We start from the raw sequence: 14225 nt of genomic DNA on the forward strand, positions 1-14225 counted from the left end.
CTGAAATCTATGTCAAATGCTGTTCCCAAAATTGTTGTCGTTGGCGGCGGCGCAGGTGGCTTGGAGCTGGTAACCAAGCTCGGCAAAAAGCTTGGTAAGAAGAAGAAAGCCGAAATCACGCTTGTGGATAGTACCCACACTCACATTTGGAAACCGCTGTTGCACGAAGTTGCGGCCGGCACCCTTGATTCACATGAAGATGAGATTGAATATCTAAGTCAGGCGATGTGTAACGGTTTCCGTTTTCGCTTAGGCCGTATGGATGGTTTGGATCGCCAAAATAAAAAGATTTCTTTGGCACCAACATTCAACGAAGATGGCGTTGAAATCATTCCTCGTCGCTCGTTTGATTACGACTATCTAATTGTCGCCGTTGGCAGTATCAGTCACGACTTTGGTATCAAAGGTGTACGTGATCACTGCTTATTCTTGGATACCACCAAACAAGCTGAGGCTTTCCAGAAGCAATTATTGCAATCGTATTTGCGTGCTCACACCCAGGGTCGCCCACTAGATGAAGGTCAATTAAATATTGCTATCGTCGGTGCCGGTGCAACCGGTGTAGAGCTATGTGCCCAATTACACGAAGTATCTCATTTGTTAACAGCTTATGGCTTAGATGAAGTTAATCCTCGTGATGTCAAAATCACGCTGATTGAAGCTGCTGAACGCGTATTGCCAGGTTTACCTGAAAATATCTCCGAAGCTGCTGTTAAAGAACTTCGTGAGTTGGGTGTTGAAGTACTTGCCGGTGAACGCGTCATCGAAGTCACTGAAAGCAGTATTAAGACCCAAAGTGGTAAAGAAATTCCTTCAGCTATCAAAGTCTGGGCAGCCGGTATCAAAGCACCCGAGTTTTTGAAAGATATCGATGGCCTAGAAACAAACTGGATGAATCAGTTGGTTGTTCGTCAAACACTGCAAACCAGTTTAGACGATGATATTTATGCGATTGGTGACTGCGCAGCATGTAAGTGGGTAGGGCACGATCAAAACGTTCCACCACGTGCACAAGCTGCTCACCAAATGGCATCGCTGGTTTATAAATCCATCATGAATCGTATGACGGGTAAAATTATTCCTGAATACCACTACCATGATTACGGCTCTCTGGTGTCTCTAGGACGCTACGGTACCGTTGGCAACCTCATGGGTAACCTAAGCCGTGGAAGTATGATGATTGAGGGCTTTATGGCCCGAATGATGTATCTTTCATTGTATAAGATGCATCAGACAGCATTGTTTGGTCCATTTAGGGTCGTTATGCTGTCGTTATCACACTTGTTTAGACGAAGTGTTCACCCGAAAATTAAACTGCACTAATCTGCAGTTACAAAAAAGGCCCGAAAGGGCCTTTTTTTTCCATAACTTTTAACTGTTGATTAAATATCTAGGTTAGAAGCTTGTAATGCATGCGTTTCGATAAACTCACGACGTGGTTCTACGTTGTCGCCCATGAGCGTGTTAAAGGTTTCATCGGCTGCAATAGCATCGATGATGCGAACTTGCAGCAGACGACGCTTGCTCTTATCCATAGTGGTTTCCCACAACTGATCCGGGTTCATCTCTCCCAGACCTTTGTAGCGCTGTACATGCTGCCCACGACGTGCTTCAGACAATAACCAGCGAACCACTTCAGCAAAGTCACGCGTTTCTTGCTCACGCTCACCACGTACAACCTTAGCACCCTCACCAATCAAGCCATTGATTTTGTTAGAGAATGCCAAGATTTTTGCATATTCTGTACTTGAGAAGAACTCACCAGGGACATGGTAATCCGTACTAATACCATGACGGCTAAAGCTAATGTTGATATGCGGTAATGGCTCTTGATCATGCTTTTCAACCGATATCTGGTGAGATGTACCCGTTGGCATGCCATAGTTAAGTTTAACGTTTATTTCATCCAACCACGGCCGCATAGCCTTATCATCAGTTAAACTCGGGATCTCAGCTAGATAAATCAATTGATCTAAGAAAGCAGGGTAGTAGTGATTAGACAGTCTACGCACGATTGCTGTAATTGTTTGATACTCTTCAACCAATACTGACAACGCACTGCCTTCGATTGGGGCCGAGTCAGCTGTTGGGTAAAGGCTGGCATTGTTCAACGCAACTTCAGTCAGATAACGCTCCATTTCAGCATCATCTTTTACGTAACGTTCTTGCTTACCTTTTTTAATCTTATACAAAGGTGGCTGCGCAATGTACACATGGCCACGTTCGATTAACTCAGGCATTTGACGATAGAAGAAAGTCAGAAGCAGGGTACGAATATGTGAACCGTCGACGTCAGCATCGGTCATGATGATGATGTGATGATAACGCAGCTTTTCGGGGTCATATTCATCACGACCAATACCGCAACCTAACGCAGTAATCAAAGTGCCGACCTCTGCTGAACTAATCATTTTGTCAAAACGTGCACGCTCCACGTTAAGGATTTTTCCTTTTAGTGGCAAAATGGCTTGGGTACGACGATCTCGGCCCTGTTTAGCACTACCACCGGCCGAGTCCCCTTCCACTAAGAATAGTTCAGATTGGGCAGGGTCACGCTCCTGACAGTCCGCCAGTTTGCCCGGTAAACCCGCGATATCTAATACACCTTTACGACGTGTTAACTCACGTGCTTTACGGGCTGCATCACGCGCTCGAGCCGCTTCAACCATCTTATTGGCAATGAGCTTAGCATCCGCTGGGTTTTCCAATAAGAAATCGCTGAAGTACTCGTTAACCAATGACTCAACGATAGAGCGAACTTCAGAAGAAACTAATTTATCTTTAGTTTGTGAAGAGAACTTTGGATCTGGCACTTTCACCGAAAGAACCGCAGTCAAACCTTCACGCGCATCATCACCACTTGTTTCGACTTTTGATTTTTTCGCTAGGCCTTCGGTTTCAATGTACTGATTTAATGTACGCGTTAATGCTGCTCGAAAACCAGCTAAATGTGTACCACCATCACGCTGGGGAATATTGTTTGTGAAACAATAAATATTTTCTTGGTAAGAGTCATTCCACTGCATGGATAACTCAACGACAACATCATCACGCGTGCCTGTAATATTAATAATGCTTTCGTTTATTGGCGTTTTATTTTTGTTTAAATGTTGAACGAAAGCGCTGATCCCACCCTCGTAATGAAACACTTCACTTTTTTCATCACGCTCATCAGTTAAAACAATTCTGACACCCGAGTTTAAGAAAGCTAATTCACGAATACGTTTTGCTAATAATTTATATTCAAAAGTGACATTCGTGAATGTTTCTTCACTAGGCCAGAACTGAATCTTCGTACCAGTATGATTCGTTTCTTCAAAACCCGTTAATGGTGCATCAGGAACACCATGGGTATAACTTTGACGATAGATGGTGTTGTTACGATGAATTTCCATAGTCAGTTTTTTGGAGAGGGCGTTTACAACTGAAACACCTACACCATGCAAACCACCAGAAACTTTATAGGAGTTATCATCAAACTTACCGCCGGCATGCAGAACGGTCATGATAACTTCGGCGGCAGAAACACCTTCTTCTTCGTGAATATCAACGGGAATACCACGACCGTTGTCTTCTACCGAAACAGAATCATCTGCATGAATTCTGACATTGATTTCAGAGCAGTGTCCGGCCAACGACTCGTCGATAGAGTTATCTAACACTTCGAATACCATGTGATGTAAGCCGGTGCCATCATCTGTGTCACCGATATACATGCCAGGGCGTTTTCTGACCGCATCCAAGCCTTTAAGTACTTTAATATTACTTGAGTCGTAACTATTATTATTGTCTGTGGTCATGAAATTCTATTCCTGTACAACACATGGTTTAACCTATCATTCTACTATGTATCCGCTCTCAGGGACAGGCAGATTAACAGTGTCAACTTGGCCATGTTTCACGTGAAACACAGCATGAGATTTTATTGGTTCAAGCCTATTTTCCAGCATCATGTTGGTGCTTGAAACAAAGCTCTGGACAGAAAACTCAGCCAGTAAACTCAGCACTAACTGCTGGTGCTGCTCATCTAACTCAGAGCTGAGGTCATCAATCAGAAGTAAGCTTTCGGTTTCACGATCTTGCATCATTAACAGTTGAACTTGGGCTAAGCTCAACGCAAGATAAAAGAGTTTTTGTTGGCCTCTCGATAACATCTCAGCAGGATCTGTCCCATCAATCCGTAGCGACCAATCAGCTGCATGTGCACCTGAACGTGTGTAGGCGAGGGCGCGGTCACGTTCTATAGTTTGCTTTAGCACATCTGCAAACGCTTGATCCTTAGGCCAACCAGACAAATATCTGAGATCAAATTTCCGTGACGATAACTCTGGACACACTCTAGCAAATAGGGGTTTAAAAGCAGCTAACACTCTTTTCAAATATGCCTGTCTAAGACTATTTAATTGCTCACCATGTTGTACTAAGTGTGTATCCCAAAGTTGAATTTCGGCATTTGATTTTTGTTGTCGTAGTGCCGAATTACGTTGCTGAAGGCATTTCTTATAAGACTGCCAATGATACAAAAAGGACTGTTCCACGTGAAACAATCCCCAATCAACTAGCTTACGACGGAAGCGCGGACCAAGTTCGAAGAACTCATGACAGTTCGCTGGAATAAACTGTAAGGGAAGATGACTGGCAAGATCAGACAGCTTTTTTAGTGGAGCATTATTCAAACGAATTTGAATGCCGCGTGGTGGTTCATATTGAAAACCAACCGGGGTTTGAGAAGAAATTTTGCCAACAACACGACAAAATTGTTTTTCACTCTCAACGATGTTTTTTAATTGCCGCGTTCTAAAAGAACGCCCTAATCCAAGCATGTGGATTGCTTCAAGCAAGCTCGTTTTGCCAGCACCATTTTCACCTAAAAATAAATTAACCCGAGGTGCGGGTGTTAATGACACATCGGTTAAATTTCGAAAGTGGGTAATTTGTATTTGGCTAAGCATAGGAATGCTTTTTGCGGGTCAGTAAATCGTAGTGATTAGTCAAAAGCGGAAGATTGTTCGTTTAGTATTTAAATTAAATTTTAAAAACGACGCCACACAAATGGATGGTTGTGTGGCATAAAAATATTTTTTAAATTTCTACCATTTCAAAATCATCTTTTCCGACACCGCATTCAGGGCATTCCCAGTCTTCAGGAATGTCATCCCAAGATGTACCTGGTGCAATACCTTCTTCCGGCAAACCTTTGGCCTCATCATAAATAAAACCGCAAACAACACATTGCCATTGGCGCATAAATTTCTCCCAGTTCAAGACGTTGTGTGACTAGTTTATGTTTTGTGCTAACGTATGTCTAATAAATGATTAACTGCTTAATAAGTGGATTTTCCGATTATGCGTATACCAACTTTACGTCAGTTACAGTACTTAACCGCAGTGGTTGAAGAAAAGCATTTTGGTAAGGCCGCTGAAAAGTGTTTTGTCACCCAATCTACGCTTAGTGCCGGTATTCAAGATCTAGAGGATCTTTTAGAAACCGCACTTCTAGAACGTACTAACCGAAAAGTATTAACAACACCGATGGGCGAGGAGATTGCACGTCGAGCACGACAAATCCTGTCACTGACGGATGACTTAGTTGATCTTGCCCACACCGCTAACAACCCACTTGCTGGGCGAATCAGAATTGGCGTCATCCCAACCATTAGCCCTTTCTTGTTACCAAGGGTATTACCTGCCGTACGCAAAAACTTACCACAACTAGAAGTCGTGCTGATTGAAGATCAAACAGAGAGACTGCTAGATCAAATCGAGGCAGGCACACTGGATGTTGCCGTATTAGCGTTCCCATTTAATACACGTAATCTCAGTACGCGAGTATTTGCCCAAGAGCCATTTTGGGTAGCCTTACCAAAGTCACACCCACTGGCGAAAAATGACGTTGTCAGCCCAGATCAGTTACCGACAAGCGAACTATTATTATTAGCTGAAGGGCATTGCATGCGTGAACATGCTTTGAGCGCCTGTCAGTTGCCGTTATCTGCTCAACGAAAAAGTGTGCAAGCGACCAGCCTCTATACGCTAATTGAAATGGTTGCCAGCGGACTAGGGATTACCTTAATACCGCAGATGGCGATTAACTCAGACATGGTACGCAATGCTGAAATTGAGTTACGACAACTCAAGGGTGAGCAATCTGCACAACGTGACATCGGCTTTGTTTGGCGGCCAAGTTTCCGTCGAACCGCAGCGCTGGAGCAATTAGCAGATAGTTTCACCCAAGCCTTGGAAAAAAATCCGGTTTAACCTGCTTTGGCAAGCGCATCACGGAGCTGTAAATAATGCATTTGCAAACTTTTCGAGGTAAAAGGGGCATGAAACCCCGCGTGCCAATTACCGTCTGGGCCGACGAGAAAAAGGCTGGCGTATAACGTTTCTGATGACGTTGACGTCACAAAAAATGTTGCTAATTCATGCTTAGCCATGGGATCAAAAAGTACTGGAATCGACGATGGAATATTGTGAGCTGTCTGGTCGTCAGTAATATCAATGATCCAAAACTGCAAAGTGTCTCCGGCATGGCGTTCAGCAAGGTTTCTTATTACCTGCCAAATCGCTTCACATTGGGGTTGGCAACGACCATCGTAAATATATAAAAAATGCCAATGTCCCAATAGATCGGCATTGCTGTATAACTGCTGGTTTTTATCCTGAAGCATAAAATCAGGCAAAGGTTTAGCTGGCGACCATTGGTAAGCCATCGAGCTGGTTAATGTCTTATCTGAATCTGACGTAAATGGAGACTGCTGACCAAGATAAATCAACAACAAAATAGCGACCACTGCAAGATATATCAGTAGAAAACGCTTAGAATGCATGTTTTTGATTAAGTCTTGCATCAGCCTCATCTTCAATGGCTGGGCGATAATAGCAGGTGCCCATGAAAGAAAAACTGTTTCAGTCTACGCTGATTGTCAGCCTGATGACGTTTTTATCGCGAATCATGGGCTTTGTTCGCGACATTGTTATCGCTCGTTTTTTTGGTGCCGGCGTCGGTGCTGACGTTTTCTTTGTCGCATTTAAGATCCCAAACTTTTTACGACGTTTATTTGCCGAGGGTGCCTTTTCACAGGCCTTTATTCCGGTTTTAGCTGAGTATCGTGAGAAGGGCGACAAAGATCTCAAATCCTTAATTGCCTCCACGGCAGGGACCTTGTTTGGTGTTTTGTTTTTTATCACGCTCATTGGTGTCATCGCTGCTCCAATCATCATTATGATTTTTGCGCCAGGTTTTCTAGATGAACCAGAAAAGCTTGAACTTGCCGGGCAATTATTAGCCATCACTTTTCCTTATTTATTATTCGTCTCGCTCACCGCATTTAGTGGCGCGATTCTTAACAGTTTTGGAAAGTTTGCCGTACCGGCATTTACCCCAGTGTTTTTAAACCTATCTCTGATTGGTTCGGCAATTTGGCTAGCACCAAACCTTGATGAGCCGGTCAAAGCATTAGCGTGGGGCGTATTTATTGGTGGTTTGGTGCAGCTGATGTTTCAGTTGCCATTTCTACAACAAATTGGCAGTCTGCCAAAACCTCGTTGGGGCTGGCGAGATAGTGGCGTTCAGAAGATCCTGAAACTAATGCTGCCAGCCATGTTTGGTGTCTCGGTAGCACAAATCAATTTACTGTTAGATACCTTACTGGCCTCGTTTTTGATTACTGGTAGTATTTCGTGGCTGTATTACTCGGACCGGCTAGTTGAGTTTCCATTAGGTGTCTTTGGTATTGCTTTAGCCACTGTCATCCTGCCAAACCTGTCAAAAAAGCATGCCAGCGCTGCTGGAGAGGCTTTTTCAAATACATTGGACTGGGGACTACGTTGGGTCTTTTTAATTGGCACACCGGCCATGCTGGGACTGCTGATTTTGGCAGAACCACTGTTATTAACCTTGTTCCAATATGGTGAATTCACTGCACATGATGCTCATGAAGCATCACTTAGCTTGATGGCCTATAGCTTAGGCCTGTTGCCATTCATCTTTATCAAAGTGTTAGCGCCCGGCTACTTTGCCCGCCAAGATACCAAAACCCCTGTCAAAATCGGCATTATTGCCATGGTGGTAAACATGGGCTTAAACATTGTTTTAATGCTTTATCTGGCACATGTTGGCCTCGCTTTAGCAACAGCTTTATCAGCGATGTTAAATGCTTTCTTGCTCTATCGAGGCTTACGCCAACTGCGAGTTTATCAACCGAATAATGGCTGGTTAGGTTTCTTCATAAGATTGTTGTTTGCTAATGCCGGTTTATTGGCCATCTTATTGTTATTCACACCAGAAACACTAGCTTGGCAACAAGCGTCCGTTTGGCTACGTATGCAATGGTTAGCGATGTTGATTATAGGCAGTGCCCTAGTTTACTTCGCTGCACTGAGATTGTGTGGCATTCGGTTAAAAGCGCTAGTTAAACCTGCTGATACCTTGTAAAAAAAGCCCGCCAAAAGGCGGGCTAAACGGATTAATCAGAAAGAGGTTTTAGAAATAACTTTTAGGGCTTAACCGTAGTTATTAGAAACGACGACCTAAACCCACACCGAAGACCCAAGGATCAATATCGGCATCAATCTTTGCAATGTTGTTACCCATGATGTTTTTGAAGCTCGCAGTGGTATCAATATCAAGGTATTTAACATCCATATTGATAAACCAATCTTGATTCAAAGCGACATCCACACCCGCTTGCAACGCCCAACCCCATGAGCTTTCTAAGCTAACTTTGTCGCCAGGGCTACTCAATGCAGAGCTGCTTGGTACTTTTTCATCAAAGAAATAGGTGTAGTTGACACCAGCACCTACATAAGGGCGAATATCTGAATTCGGTCTGAAGTGATATTGCAGTGTCAGCGTTGGTGGCAACACTTTGGTATCAATAACATCACCTAAACCTGCCCAGCTGTTTTCACCTTTGACAGTGTGCTCAGAGTAACCAAGGATCAGTTCAACCCCCCAGTTAGGTGAAATCATATAAGTGATATCAAGTTCAGGCACGGTATCACTGTCGACTTTAACGCCTTTAAGACCGGTATCAGCACCGTTCAAGCTTAATGAACCGCTGCTATCATTAGGATTAACATTGATAACACGACCACGAACCAACCAATCGCCAGCGTCATAAGCCAGCGCAGGTAAAGGCAGAAGTGCAGGGACAAGCAAAGTAGCAATAGCAATTAATGGTTTCATAGCAGTACTCCAACAAAAAGTGTTAGAGCAGATCTTAGAAGTTCTGTGCAAAGCGTCCTTGATCTAGGTCAAGAACCACGCTGTCTATGAATTAATTACAAAGTTTTTTTAATGCTGGCTTATCAATCAGAGTTATGGACTTACCTTGGCAGGCGATCAAATCGTCATTAACCAATTGCCCCAACAACCGACTAATCGTCTCAATTGCAAGCCCTAAATGATTGGCAATATCAATACGTGACATAGGCAATTCAAAGGTGTTTGCAGCATAGCCACGCTCTTCAAAGCGACGCGATAAAGACAGTAAAAAACCTACCAGCTTTTCCATTGCGGTTTTTTGCCCCAAGGCCATTAGGAGATGCTTATCGTTTGATAACTCTTTGCTAAGACGGTTATAGATTTGTTGTTGCAGCGCAGGAATGGCCTGGCTTAACTCTTGTAAACTTGAGTAGGGCAGTGCACAAACACTACTGCTACTGAGTGCTTTTGCCGTTGCTTGATAACTACCAGTATGAATTGCATCCATTCCAATCAGATCACCCGGCAAATAAAAGCCTGTGATTTGTTCTCGGCCATCTTCGGTCGACAATGTTGTTTTAAATGCGCCTGAGCGCACAACATACAGGCTATCGAAGTTTTCAGACATCTCGTATAGCGCTTGGCCGCGCGTTAATGGTTTGCTGCGTTTGATAATACTATCAAGCGTTTCCAAATCATTTCGATGTAGACCTAAAGGTAAACAAAGGCTGTACAACGCACATGATTCGCAGGTTAGCTGTAACTGGTGCTCTTGTCGTGCAACATCCTTGAGCAGAGGGATTATGGCGGCATTTTGCATCATTACGGTTTCCATTCTTGCGAGTTGCTATGATAACGCTTTAAACCGCAGCCTCAAACGGTTATTATTTGCTTCTAATTCAAGCAACTTCAGGAAACATCATGACCGCTCGTAGCGCAACCATTGCGCGTAACACGCTGGAAACCCAAATCGAGGTTTCCCTGAATCTGGACGGCACCGGACAATTTCACGCAGAAACCGGCGTGCCATTTCTGAATCACATGATGGAACAAATCGCCCGCCATGGCTTATTTGACCTTAGCGTTAAAGCCAAAGGTGATTTACATATTGATGCTCACCACACGGTTGAAGATACCGGCATCACTATCGGTCAGGCGCTAAAACAAGCTCTCGGTGATAAAAAAGGTGTCATCCGTTACGGACATTCATATGTACCGCTGGATGAGGCATTGTCACGTGTTGTACTCGATCTGTCTGGCAGACCAGGCTTAGAGTTTGACGTTACTTTTACTCGCGACAAAATCGGTGAGTTTGACGTTGATCTGTTTTATGAGTTTTTCCAAGGCTTGGTTAACCACGCAGGCATGACACTGCATATTGATAATCTTAAAGGCCGTAACGCTCACCACATTGCTGAAACGATTTTCAAAGCATTTGGTCGGGCATTACGTATGGCGGTGGCGCTTGATGAGCGTGCGCTTGGACAATTGCCTTCAACGAAAGGCGCCTTATAGGCTCAACCTTTTAGGATTGATTCGGATTCAATATGTCTGAAATTGCAGTAATTGATTACGGCATGGGCAATCTGCGCTCTGTCGCGAAAGCATTAGAAACGGTTGCACCTAAGGCGAAAATCTCCGTGACTGCTGAACCTGCTGTTATTCAAGCGGCCAGCCACGTATTGTTTCCCGGCGTAGGTGCAATCCGTGATTGCATGAGCGAACTACAACAACGTGATTTGCTGGGTGTTATCGCAGAGGTAGCCAAACAAAAACCATTTCTTGGTATTTGTTTGGGGATGCAAGCGATGCTAAGTCGCAGTGCCGAAAATAATGGTGTCGATGGTCTTGGCTTGTTTGCTGGTGAAGTGCGTTATTTTGATGCCGCTGCTAAAGCAGGATTTAAAGTGCCACACATGGGCTGGAATCAGGTAAAACAAAGTCTGAACCACCCTTTATGGCAAGATATACCTGACGAAAGTCGTTTTTACTTTGTTCACAGCTATTATGTTGATCCAGTAAACACCACTGAAGTCGCCGGTGAAACGACCTATCACGAGGCATTTGCCAGTGCCATGGCTCGTGAAAATGTATTCGCCGCACAGTTTCACCCGGAAAAAAGTCAGCAGGCCGGGCTGCAGTTGTTAAATAATTTTGTGCAATGGGACGGACAGTCCTAAGTCATCGTATGGAGAAAGCGTTATGTTGTTAATCCCTGCCATTGATCTGAAAGAAGGTCACTGCGTTCGTCTGCGTCAGGGACGCATGGAAGATAACACCGTATTTTCAGAGGATCCGCTAGCGGTTGCCGCTCGCTGGGTTGAAGCCGGTGCCAAACGTTTACATATGGTCGACTTGGATGGTGCCTTTGCCGGCAACCCTGTCAACGCCGAAGTCATTCATCGCATTTGTGAAGCTTTTCCTAACTTAGATGTTCAAGTTGGTGGTGGTATTCGCGATGAAGACACCATTCAGACTTATCTCCATGCTGGTGTTCGTTACGTCATCATTGGTACCAAAGCCATTAATGCACCGCATTTTGTTGGTGATGTCTGTGCCGAATTCCCAGGCCACATTATCGTTGGTCTGGATGCCAAAGACGGTAAAGTTGCTATCGATGGTTGGTCAAAACTGTCTAACCATGATGTTATCGATATCGCTCAACAATTCGAGCAAGATGGTGTTGAAGCCATTATCTATACTGACATCAGCCGTGACGGCATGATGCAAGGTGTTAACTTGGAATCAACGCGTGACCTAGCGCGTGCTATCAACATTCCCGTTATCGCCTCAGGTGGTGTTACTAACTACGACGATATCAAAGCGCTTTGCCACTACGAATCTGAAGGTGTGATGGGGGCAATTGTTGGTCGTGCTATCTATGAAGGCACAATTGATTTAGCCGAAGGTCAAAAGCTGGCTGATCAACTTAATCCACCACTGAAATTCTAATGGCGCTAGCAAAACGTATTATTCCTTGTCTAGACGTTGATGCAGGTCGCGTCGTAAAGGGTGTGCAGTTTGTTGATATTCGTGATGCTGGTGATCCGGTAGAAGTTGCCAAACGCTATGATGCCCAAGGCGCAGATGAACTGACGTTCCTGGATATCACTGCTACGCATGACAACCGCGACACCATGCATCATGTTGTTGAAGCAGTTGCCAGCCAAGTATTTATTCCGTTAACGGTGGGGGGTGGAATTCGCACCGTTGCCGATATTCGCAAAATGCTCAATGCCGGCGCCGACAAAGTTGGCATTAACTCAGCAGCTGTGAAAAACCCTGAATTTGTCCGTGAATCCGCTGAAAAGTTTGGTTCACAATGTATCGTTGTCGCCATTGATGCTAAACGTGTCTCAGCCGAAGGCGAAACACCACGATGGGAAATCTTTACCCACGGTGGTCGTACACCAACCGGTATTGATGCTGTTGAATGGGCCAAGAAAATGGTCGACTACGGTGCAGGCGAAATCCTGCTAACCAGTATGGATCGCGATGGCACCAAATCTGGCTTTGATTTAGAACTGACCCGCGCGGTTAGTGATGCTGTTGTTGTTCCTGTTATCGCCTCTGGCGGTGTGGGAAAACTGCAAGATTTAACCGATGGCATTAAGCTCGGTCACGCTGATGCAGTGCTTGCCGCCAGCATCTTCCACTTTGGTGAACACACGGTTGGTGAGGCCAAACAACAAATGGCCGAGCAAGGTATTGAGGTCCGCTTATGAGTACTTGGCTGGATCAAGTAAAGTGGAATACCGACGGCCTAGCACCTGTTATCACCCAAGACTATAAAAGTAAGCAAGTACTTACTTTGGCTTGGCTAAACCGTGAAGCATTACAGCTTTGTGCTGACACAGGTCATGCGGTTTACTGGTCACGCTCACGCCAAAAAATTTGGCACAAGGGTGAACAATCTGGTCACCAACAACAAATAAAATCAATTCGTCTCGACTGTGACAACGATGCTGTTTTGCTAGAAGTTGAACAAGTCGGAGGCATTGCTTGTCATACAGGTCGTGTTCATTGCTTTTTCCAACAACTTCAAGATGGTGAATGGCAAACCGTTGAGCAAGTAGTTAAAGATCCGAAAGAGATTTACTCATGAGTGATACGCTCAAAGCACTTTACAAAGTTTTAGAGCAACGCAAACAAGCGGATGCTGACAGCTCTTACGTTGCGAGCTTGTATCAAGCTGGCACCGACAAGATATTAAAAAAACTGGGTGAAGAAGCCACTGAAACCGTTATTGCAGGTAAAGCAGGTGATGCCAGTCAAATCATTTATGAAACGGCGGATCTGTGGTTTCATTCCATGGTTTTATTGGCGCATAATGATATTGATGTTCAGGCCGTACTCGATGAACTCGATCGACGCTTTGGTCTGTCAGGTCTTGAAGAAAAAGCCAACCGGGGTTCCAAATGAGCGACTGTATCTTTTGCAAAATTGTTGCCGGTGAAATTCCATCAAGCAAAGCTTACGAAGACGATTTGCTTTATGTTTTCAAAGACATCAACCCCAAAGCTGATGTCCACCTCCTTGTGATACCTAAAACGCATATTGCTAGATTAGATCACGCTAATGAAACACACAGTGACTTATTGGCAAAGATGCTATTAATCCTGCCTAAAATTGCTGTTTCTCAAGGCTTAAACGACGGTTTTCGCACTATCATCAACACAGGCCCAGGTGGCGGCCAAGAAGTTGATCATTTACACATTCATCTTCTGGGCGGTGGAAACCTGCCTGGATTTCACTAGGAGCAGCTCATGGGTTTTGGCGGCATCAGTGTTTGGCAGTTACTTATCGTTTTAGTCATCGTAGTACTGCTGTTCGGTACAAAAAAACTACGCTCATTAGGTGGTGACTTGGGTAGTGCAATTCGTAGCTTTAAAAGCTCTTTACGCGATGGTGAAGAAGATAAGGATAATAAGAGCGATCAACTTCAACATGATGTTGATAACGATTTATCCACAACCAGCAGCCAAAAAGAAAAAGACGCTGATAAAAGTAAATAACC

At 44.4% G+C, this 14225-nt stretch carries 17 protein-coding genes; 11 read left to right on the plus strand and 6 right to left on the minus strand.

All coding sequences use genetic code 11. The annotated features are described in order from the left end of the window. Positions 1-9 precede the first annotated feature (9 nt). Complete coding sequence (locus OMP94_RS05525; protein WP_266276997.1) at positions 10-1323, plus strand: NAD(P)/FAD-dependent oxidoreductase; 1314 nt, start codon at positions 10-12, stop codon at positions 1321-1323. 59 nt (positions 1324-1382) lie between these two features. On the opposite strand, the gene gyrB is transcribed toward OMP94_RS05525, so the two are convergent. The 3 genes from gyrB to OMP94_RS05540 form a co-directional block, all read right to left on the minus strand. Continuing rightward, positions 1383-3800, minus strand: a complete 2418-nt coding sequence (gene gyrB / locus OMP94_RS05530; RefSeq protein WP_266276999.1) for a DNA topoisomerase (ATP-hydrolyzing) subunit B — start codon at positions 3798-3800, stop codon at positions 1383-1385. Positions 3801-3836: 36 nt separating this feature from the next. Then, positions 3837-4952: a DNA replication/repair protein RecF gene (gene recF, locus OMP94_RS05535; protein ID WP_266277001.1), complete on the minus strand. Its 1116-nt coding sequence runs from the start codon at positions 4950-4952 to the stop codon at positions 3837-3839. 130 nt (positions 4953-5082) lie between these two features. Next, the gene (locus OMP94_RS05540; RefSeq protein ID WP_266277003.1) at positions 5083-5247 is read right to left on the minus strand and encodes a rubredoxin; all 165 of its coding nucleotides are present in this window, start codon (positions 5245-5247) and stop codon (positions 5083-5085) included. Positions 5248-5346: 99 nt separating this feature from the next. Between OMP94_RS05540 and OMP94_RS05545 the strand changes: the two genes are divergently transcribed. Then, positions 5347-6258, plus strand: coding sequence for a hydrogen peroxide-inducible genes activator (locus OMP94_RS05545; protein ID WP_266277005.1), 912 nt, complete (start codon positions 5347-5349; stop codon positions 6256-6258). Here the strand turns inward: OMP94_RS05545 and OMP94_RS05550 are convergent. Continuing rightward, positions 6255-6851, minus strand: a complete 597-nt coding sequence (locus OMP94_RS05550; protein WP_266277007.1) for a redoxin domain-containing protein — start codon at positions 6849-6851, stop codon at positions 6255-6257. The two genes, OMP94_RS05545 and OMP94_RS05550, sit on opposite strands and share 4 nt — an antisense overlap. Before the next feature lie 41 nt (positions 6852-6892). Here OMP94_RS05550 and murJ point away from each other — a divergent pair, with 41 nt between their 5' ends. Next, positions 6893-8437, plus strand: coding sequence for a murein biosynthesis integral membrane protein MurJ (murJ, locus tag OMP94_RS05555; RefSeq protein WP_266277009.1), 1545 nt, complete (start codon positions 6893-6895; stop codon positions 8435-8437). Positions 8438-8518: 81 nt separating this feature from the next. Here murJ and OMP94_RS05560 read toward each other — a convergent pair whose 3' ends face one another. After that, entirely contained in the window at positions 8519-9190 is a 672-nt protein-coding gene (locus tag OMP94_RS05560; RefSeq protein ID WP_266277016.1) for an OmpW/AlkL family protein, read from the minus strand. Positions 9191-9281: 91 nt separating this feature from the next. After that, a complete protein-coding gene (fnr, locus tag OMP94_RS05565; RefSeq protein WP_266277018.1) occupies positions 9282-10031 on the minus strand; it encodes a fumarate/nitrate reduction transcriptional regulator Fnr in 750 nt (249 codons plus the stop codon). Between the two features lie 98 nt (positions 10032-10129). Between fnr and hisB the strand changes: the two genes are divergently transcribed. From hisB to tatA, 8 genes are read left to right on the plus strand one after another with little or no spacing between them, the layout of a single operon-like run. Continuing rightward, the gene (gene hisB, locus OMP94_RS05570; protein ID WP_266277020.1) at positions 10130-10723 is read left to right on the plus strand and encodes an imidazoleglycerol-phosphate dehydratase HisB; all 594 of its coding nucleotides are present in this window, start codon (positions 10130-10132) and stop codon (positions 10721-10723) included. Positions 10724-10755: 32 nt separating this feature from the next. Then, complete coding sequence (gene hisH / locus OMP94_RS05575; protein ID WP_266277022.1) at positions 10756-11388, plus strand: imidazole glycerol phosphate synthase subunit HisH; 633 nt, start codon at positions 10756-10758, stop codon at positions 11386-11388. 22 nt (positions 11389-11410) lie between these two features. Then, a complete protein-coding gene (gene hisA / locus OMP94_RS05580; protein WP_266277024.1) occupies positions 11411-12160 on the plus strand; it encodes a 1-(5-phosphoribosyl)-5-[(5-phosphoribosylamino)methylideneamino]imidazole-4-carboxamide isomerase in 750 nt (249 codons plus the stop codon). Continuing rightward, on the plus strand, positions 12160-12933 hold the full coding sequence (gene hisF, locus OMP94_RS05585) for an imidazole glycerol phosphate synthase subunit HisF (RefSeq protein WP_266277026.1): 774 nt from the start codon (positions 12160-12162) through the stop codon (positions 12931-12933). Before hisA ends, hisF begins: the two co-directional genes overlap by 1 nt. Then, positions 12930-13313: a phosphoribosyl-AMP cyclohydrolase gene (hisI, locus tag OMP94_RS05590; RefSeq protein ID WP_266277028.1), complete on the plus strand. Its 384-nt coding sequence runs from the start codon at positions 12930-12932 to the stop codon at positions 13311-13313. The genes hisF and hisI overlap by 4 nt, the downstream gene beginning before the upstream one ends. After that, entirely contained in the window at positions 13310-13630 is a 321-nt protein-coding gene (locus OMP94_RS05595; RefSeq protein ID WP_266277033.1) for a phosphoribosyl-ATP diphosphatase, read from the plus strand. The genes hisI and OMP94_RS05595 overlap by 4 nt, the downstream gene beginning before the upstream one ends. Next, positions 13627-13965 (plus strand): histidine triad nucleotide-binding protein, encoded by a 339-nt coding sequence (locus tag OMP94_RS05600; RefSeq protein WP_266277035.1) that lies wholly within the window; start codon positions 13627-13629, stop codon positions 13963-13965. Before OMP94_RS05595 ends, OMP94_RS05600 begins: the two co-directional genes overlap by 4 nt. Positions 13966-13974: 9 nt before the next feature. Continuing rightward, positions 13975-14223, plus strand: a complete 249-nt coding sequence (gene tatA, locus OMP94_RS05605) for a twin-arginine translocase TatA/TatE family subunit (RefSeq protein WP_266277037.1) — start codon at positions 13975-13977, stop codon at positions 14221-14223. Positions 14224-14225: the final 2 nt, after the last annotated feature.

Origin of the sequence: Methylophaga sp. OBS3, from assembly GCF_026319325.1 — a bacterium.
GTDB lineage: Bacteria > Pseudomonadota > Gammaproteobacteria > Nitrosococcales > Methylophagaceae > Methylophaga.

Excerpts from the sequence above, each read along its gene's own strand:
- OMP94_RS05560 (WP_266277016.1), bottom strand. The coding sequence starts at position 9,190 with ATGAAACCATTAATTGCTATTGCTACTTTGCTTGTCCCTGCACTTCTG.
- OMP94_RS05540 (WP_266277003.1), bottom strand. The coding sequence starts at position 5,247 with ATGCGCCAATGGCAATGTGTTGTTTGCGGTTTTATTTATGATGAGGCC.
- OMP94_RS05600 (WP_266277035.1), top strand. The coding sequence starts at position 13,627 with ATGAGCGACTGTATCTTTTGCAAAATTGTTGCCGGTGAAATTCCATCA.
- hisH (WP_266277022.1), top strand. The coding sequence starts at position 10,756 with ATGTCTGAAATTGCAGTAATTGATTACGGCATGGGCAATCTGCGCTCT.
- OMP94_RS05550 (WP_266277007.1), bottom strand. The coding sequence starts at position 6,851 with ATGCAAGACTTAATCAAAAACATGCATTCTAAGCGTTTTCTACTGATA.
- hisI (WP_266277028.1), top strand. The coding sequence starts at position 12,930 with ATGAGTACTTGGCTGGATCAAGTAAAGTGGAATACCGACGGCCTAGCA.
- OMP94_RS05525 (WP_266276997.1), top strand. The coding sequence starts at position 10 with ATGTCAAATGCTGTTCCCAAAATTGTTGTCGTTGGCGGCGGCGCAGGT.
- hisF (WP_266277026.1), top strand. The coding sequence starts at position 12,160 with ATGGCGCTAGCAAAACGTATTATTCCTTGTCTAGACGTTGATGCAGGT.
- fnr (WP_266277018.1), bottom strand. The coding sequence starts at position 10,031 with ATGATGCAAAATGCCGCCATAATCCCTCTGCTCAAGGATGTTGCACGA.
- hisB (WP_266277020.1), top strand. The coding sequence starts at position 10,130 with ATGACCGCTCGTAGCGCAACCATTGCGCGTAACACGCTGGAAACCCAA.
- OMP94_RS05595 (WP_266277033.1), top strand. The coding sequence starts at position 13,310 with ATGAGTGATACGCTCAAAGCACTTTACAAAGTTTTAGAGCAACGCAAA.
- gyrB (WP_266276999.1), bottom strand. The coding sequence starts at position 3,800 with ATGACCACAGACAATAATAATAGTTACGACTCAAGTAATATTAAAGTA.
- OMP94_RS05545 (WP_266277005.1), top strand. The coding sequence starts at position 5,347 with ATGCGTATACCAACTTTACGTCAGTTACAGTACTTAACCGCAGTGGTT.
- hisA (WP_266277024.1), top strand. The coding sequence starts at position 11,411 with ATGTTGTTAATCCCTGCCATTGATCTGAAAGAAGGTCACTGCGTTCGT.
- tatA (WP_266277037.1), top strand. The coding sequence starts at position 13,975 with ATGGGTTTTGGCGGCATCAGTGTTTGGCAGTTACTTATCGTTTTAGTC.
- murJ (WP_266277009.1), top strand. The coding sequence starts at position 6,893 with ATGAAAGAAAAACTGTTTCAGTCTACGCTGATTGTCAGCCTGATGACG.
- recF (WP_266277001.1), bottom strand. The coding sequence starts at position 4,952 with ATGCTTAGCCAAATACAAATTACCCACTTTCGAAATTTAACCGATGTG.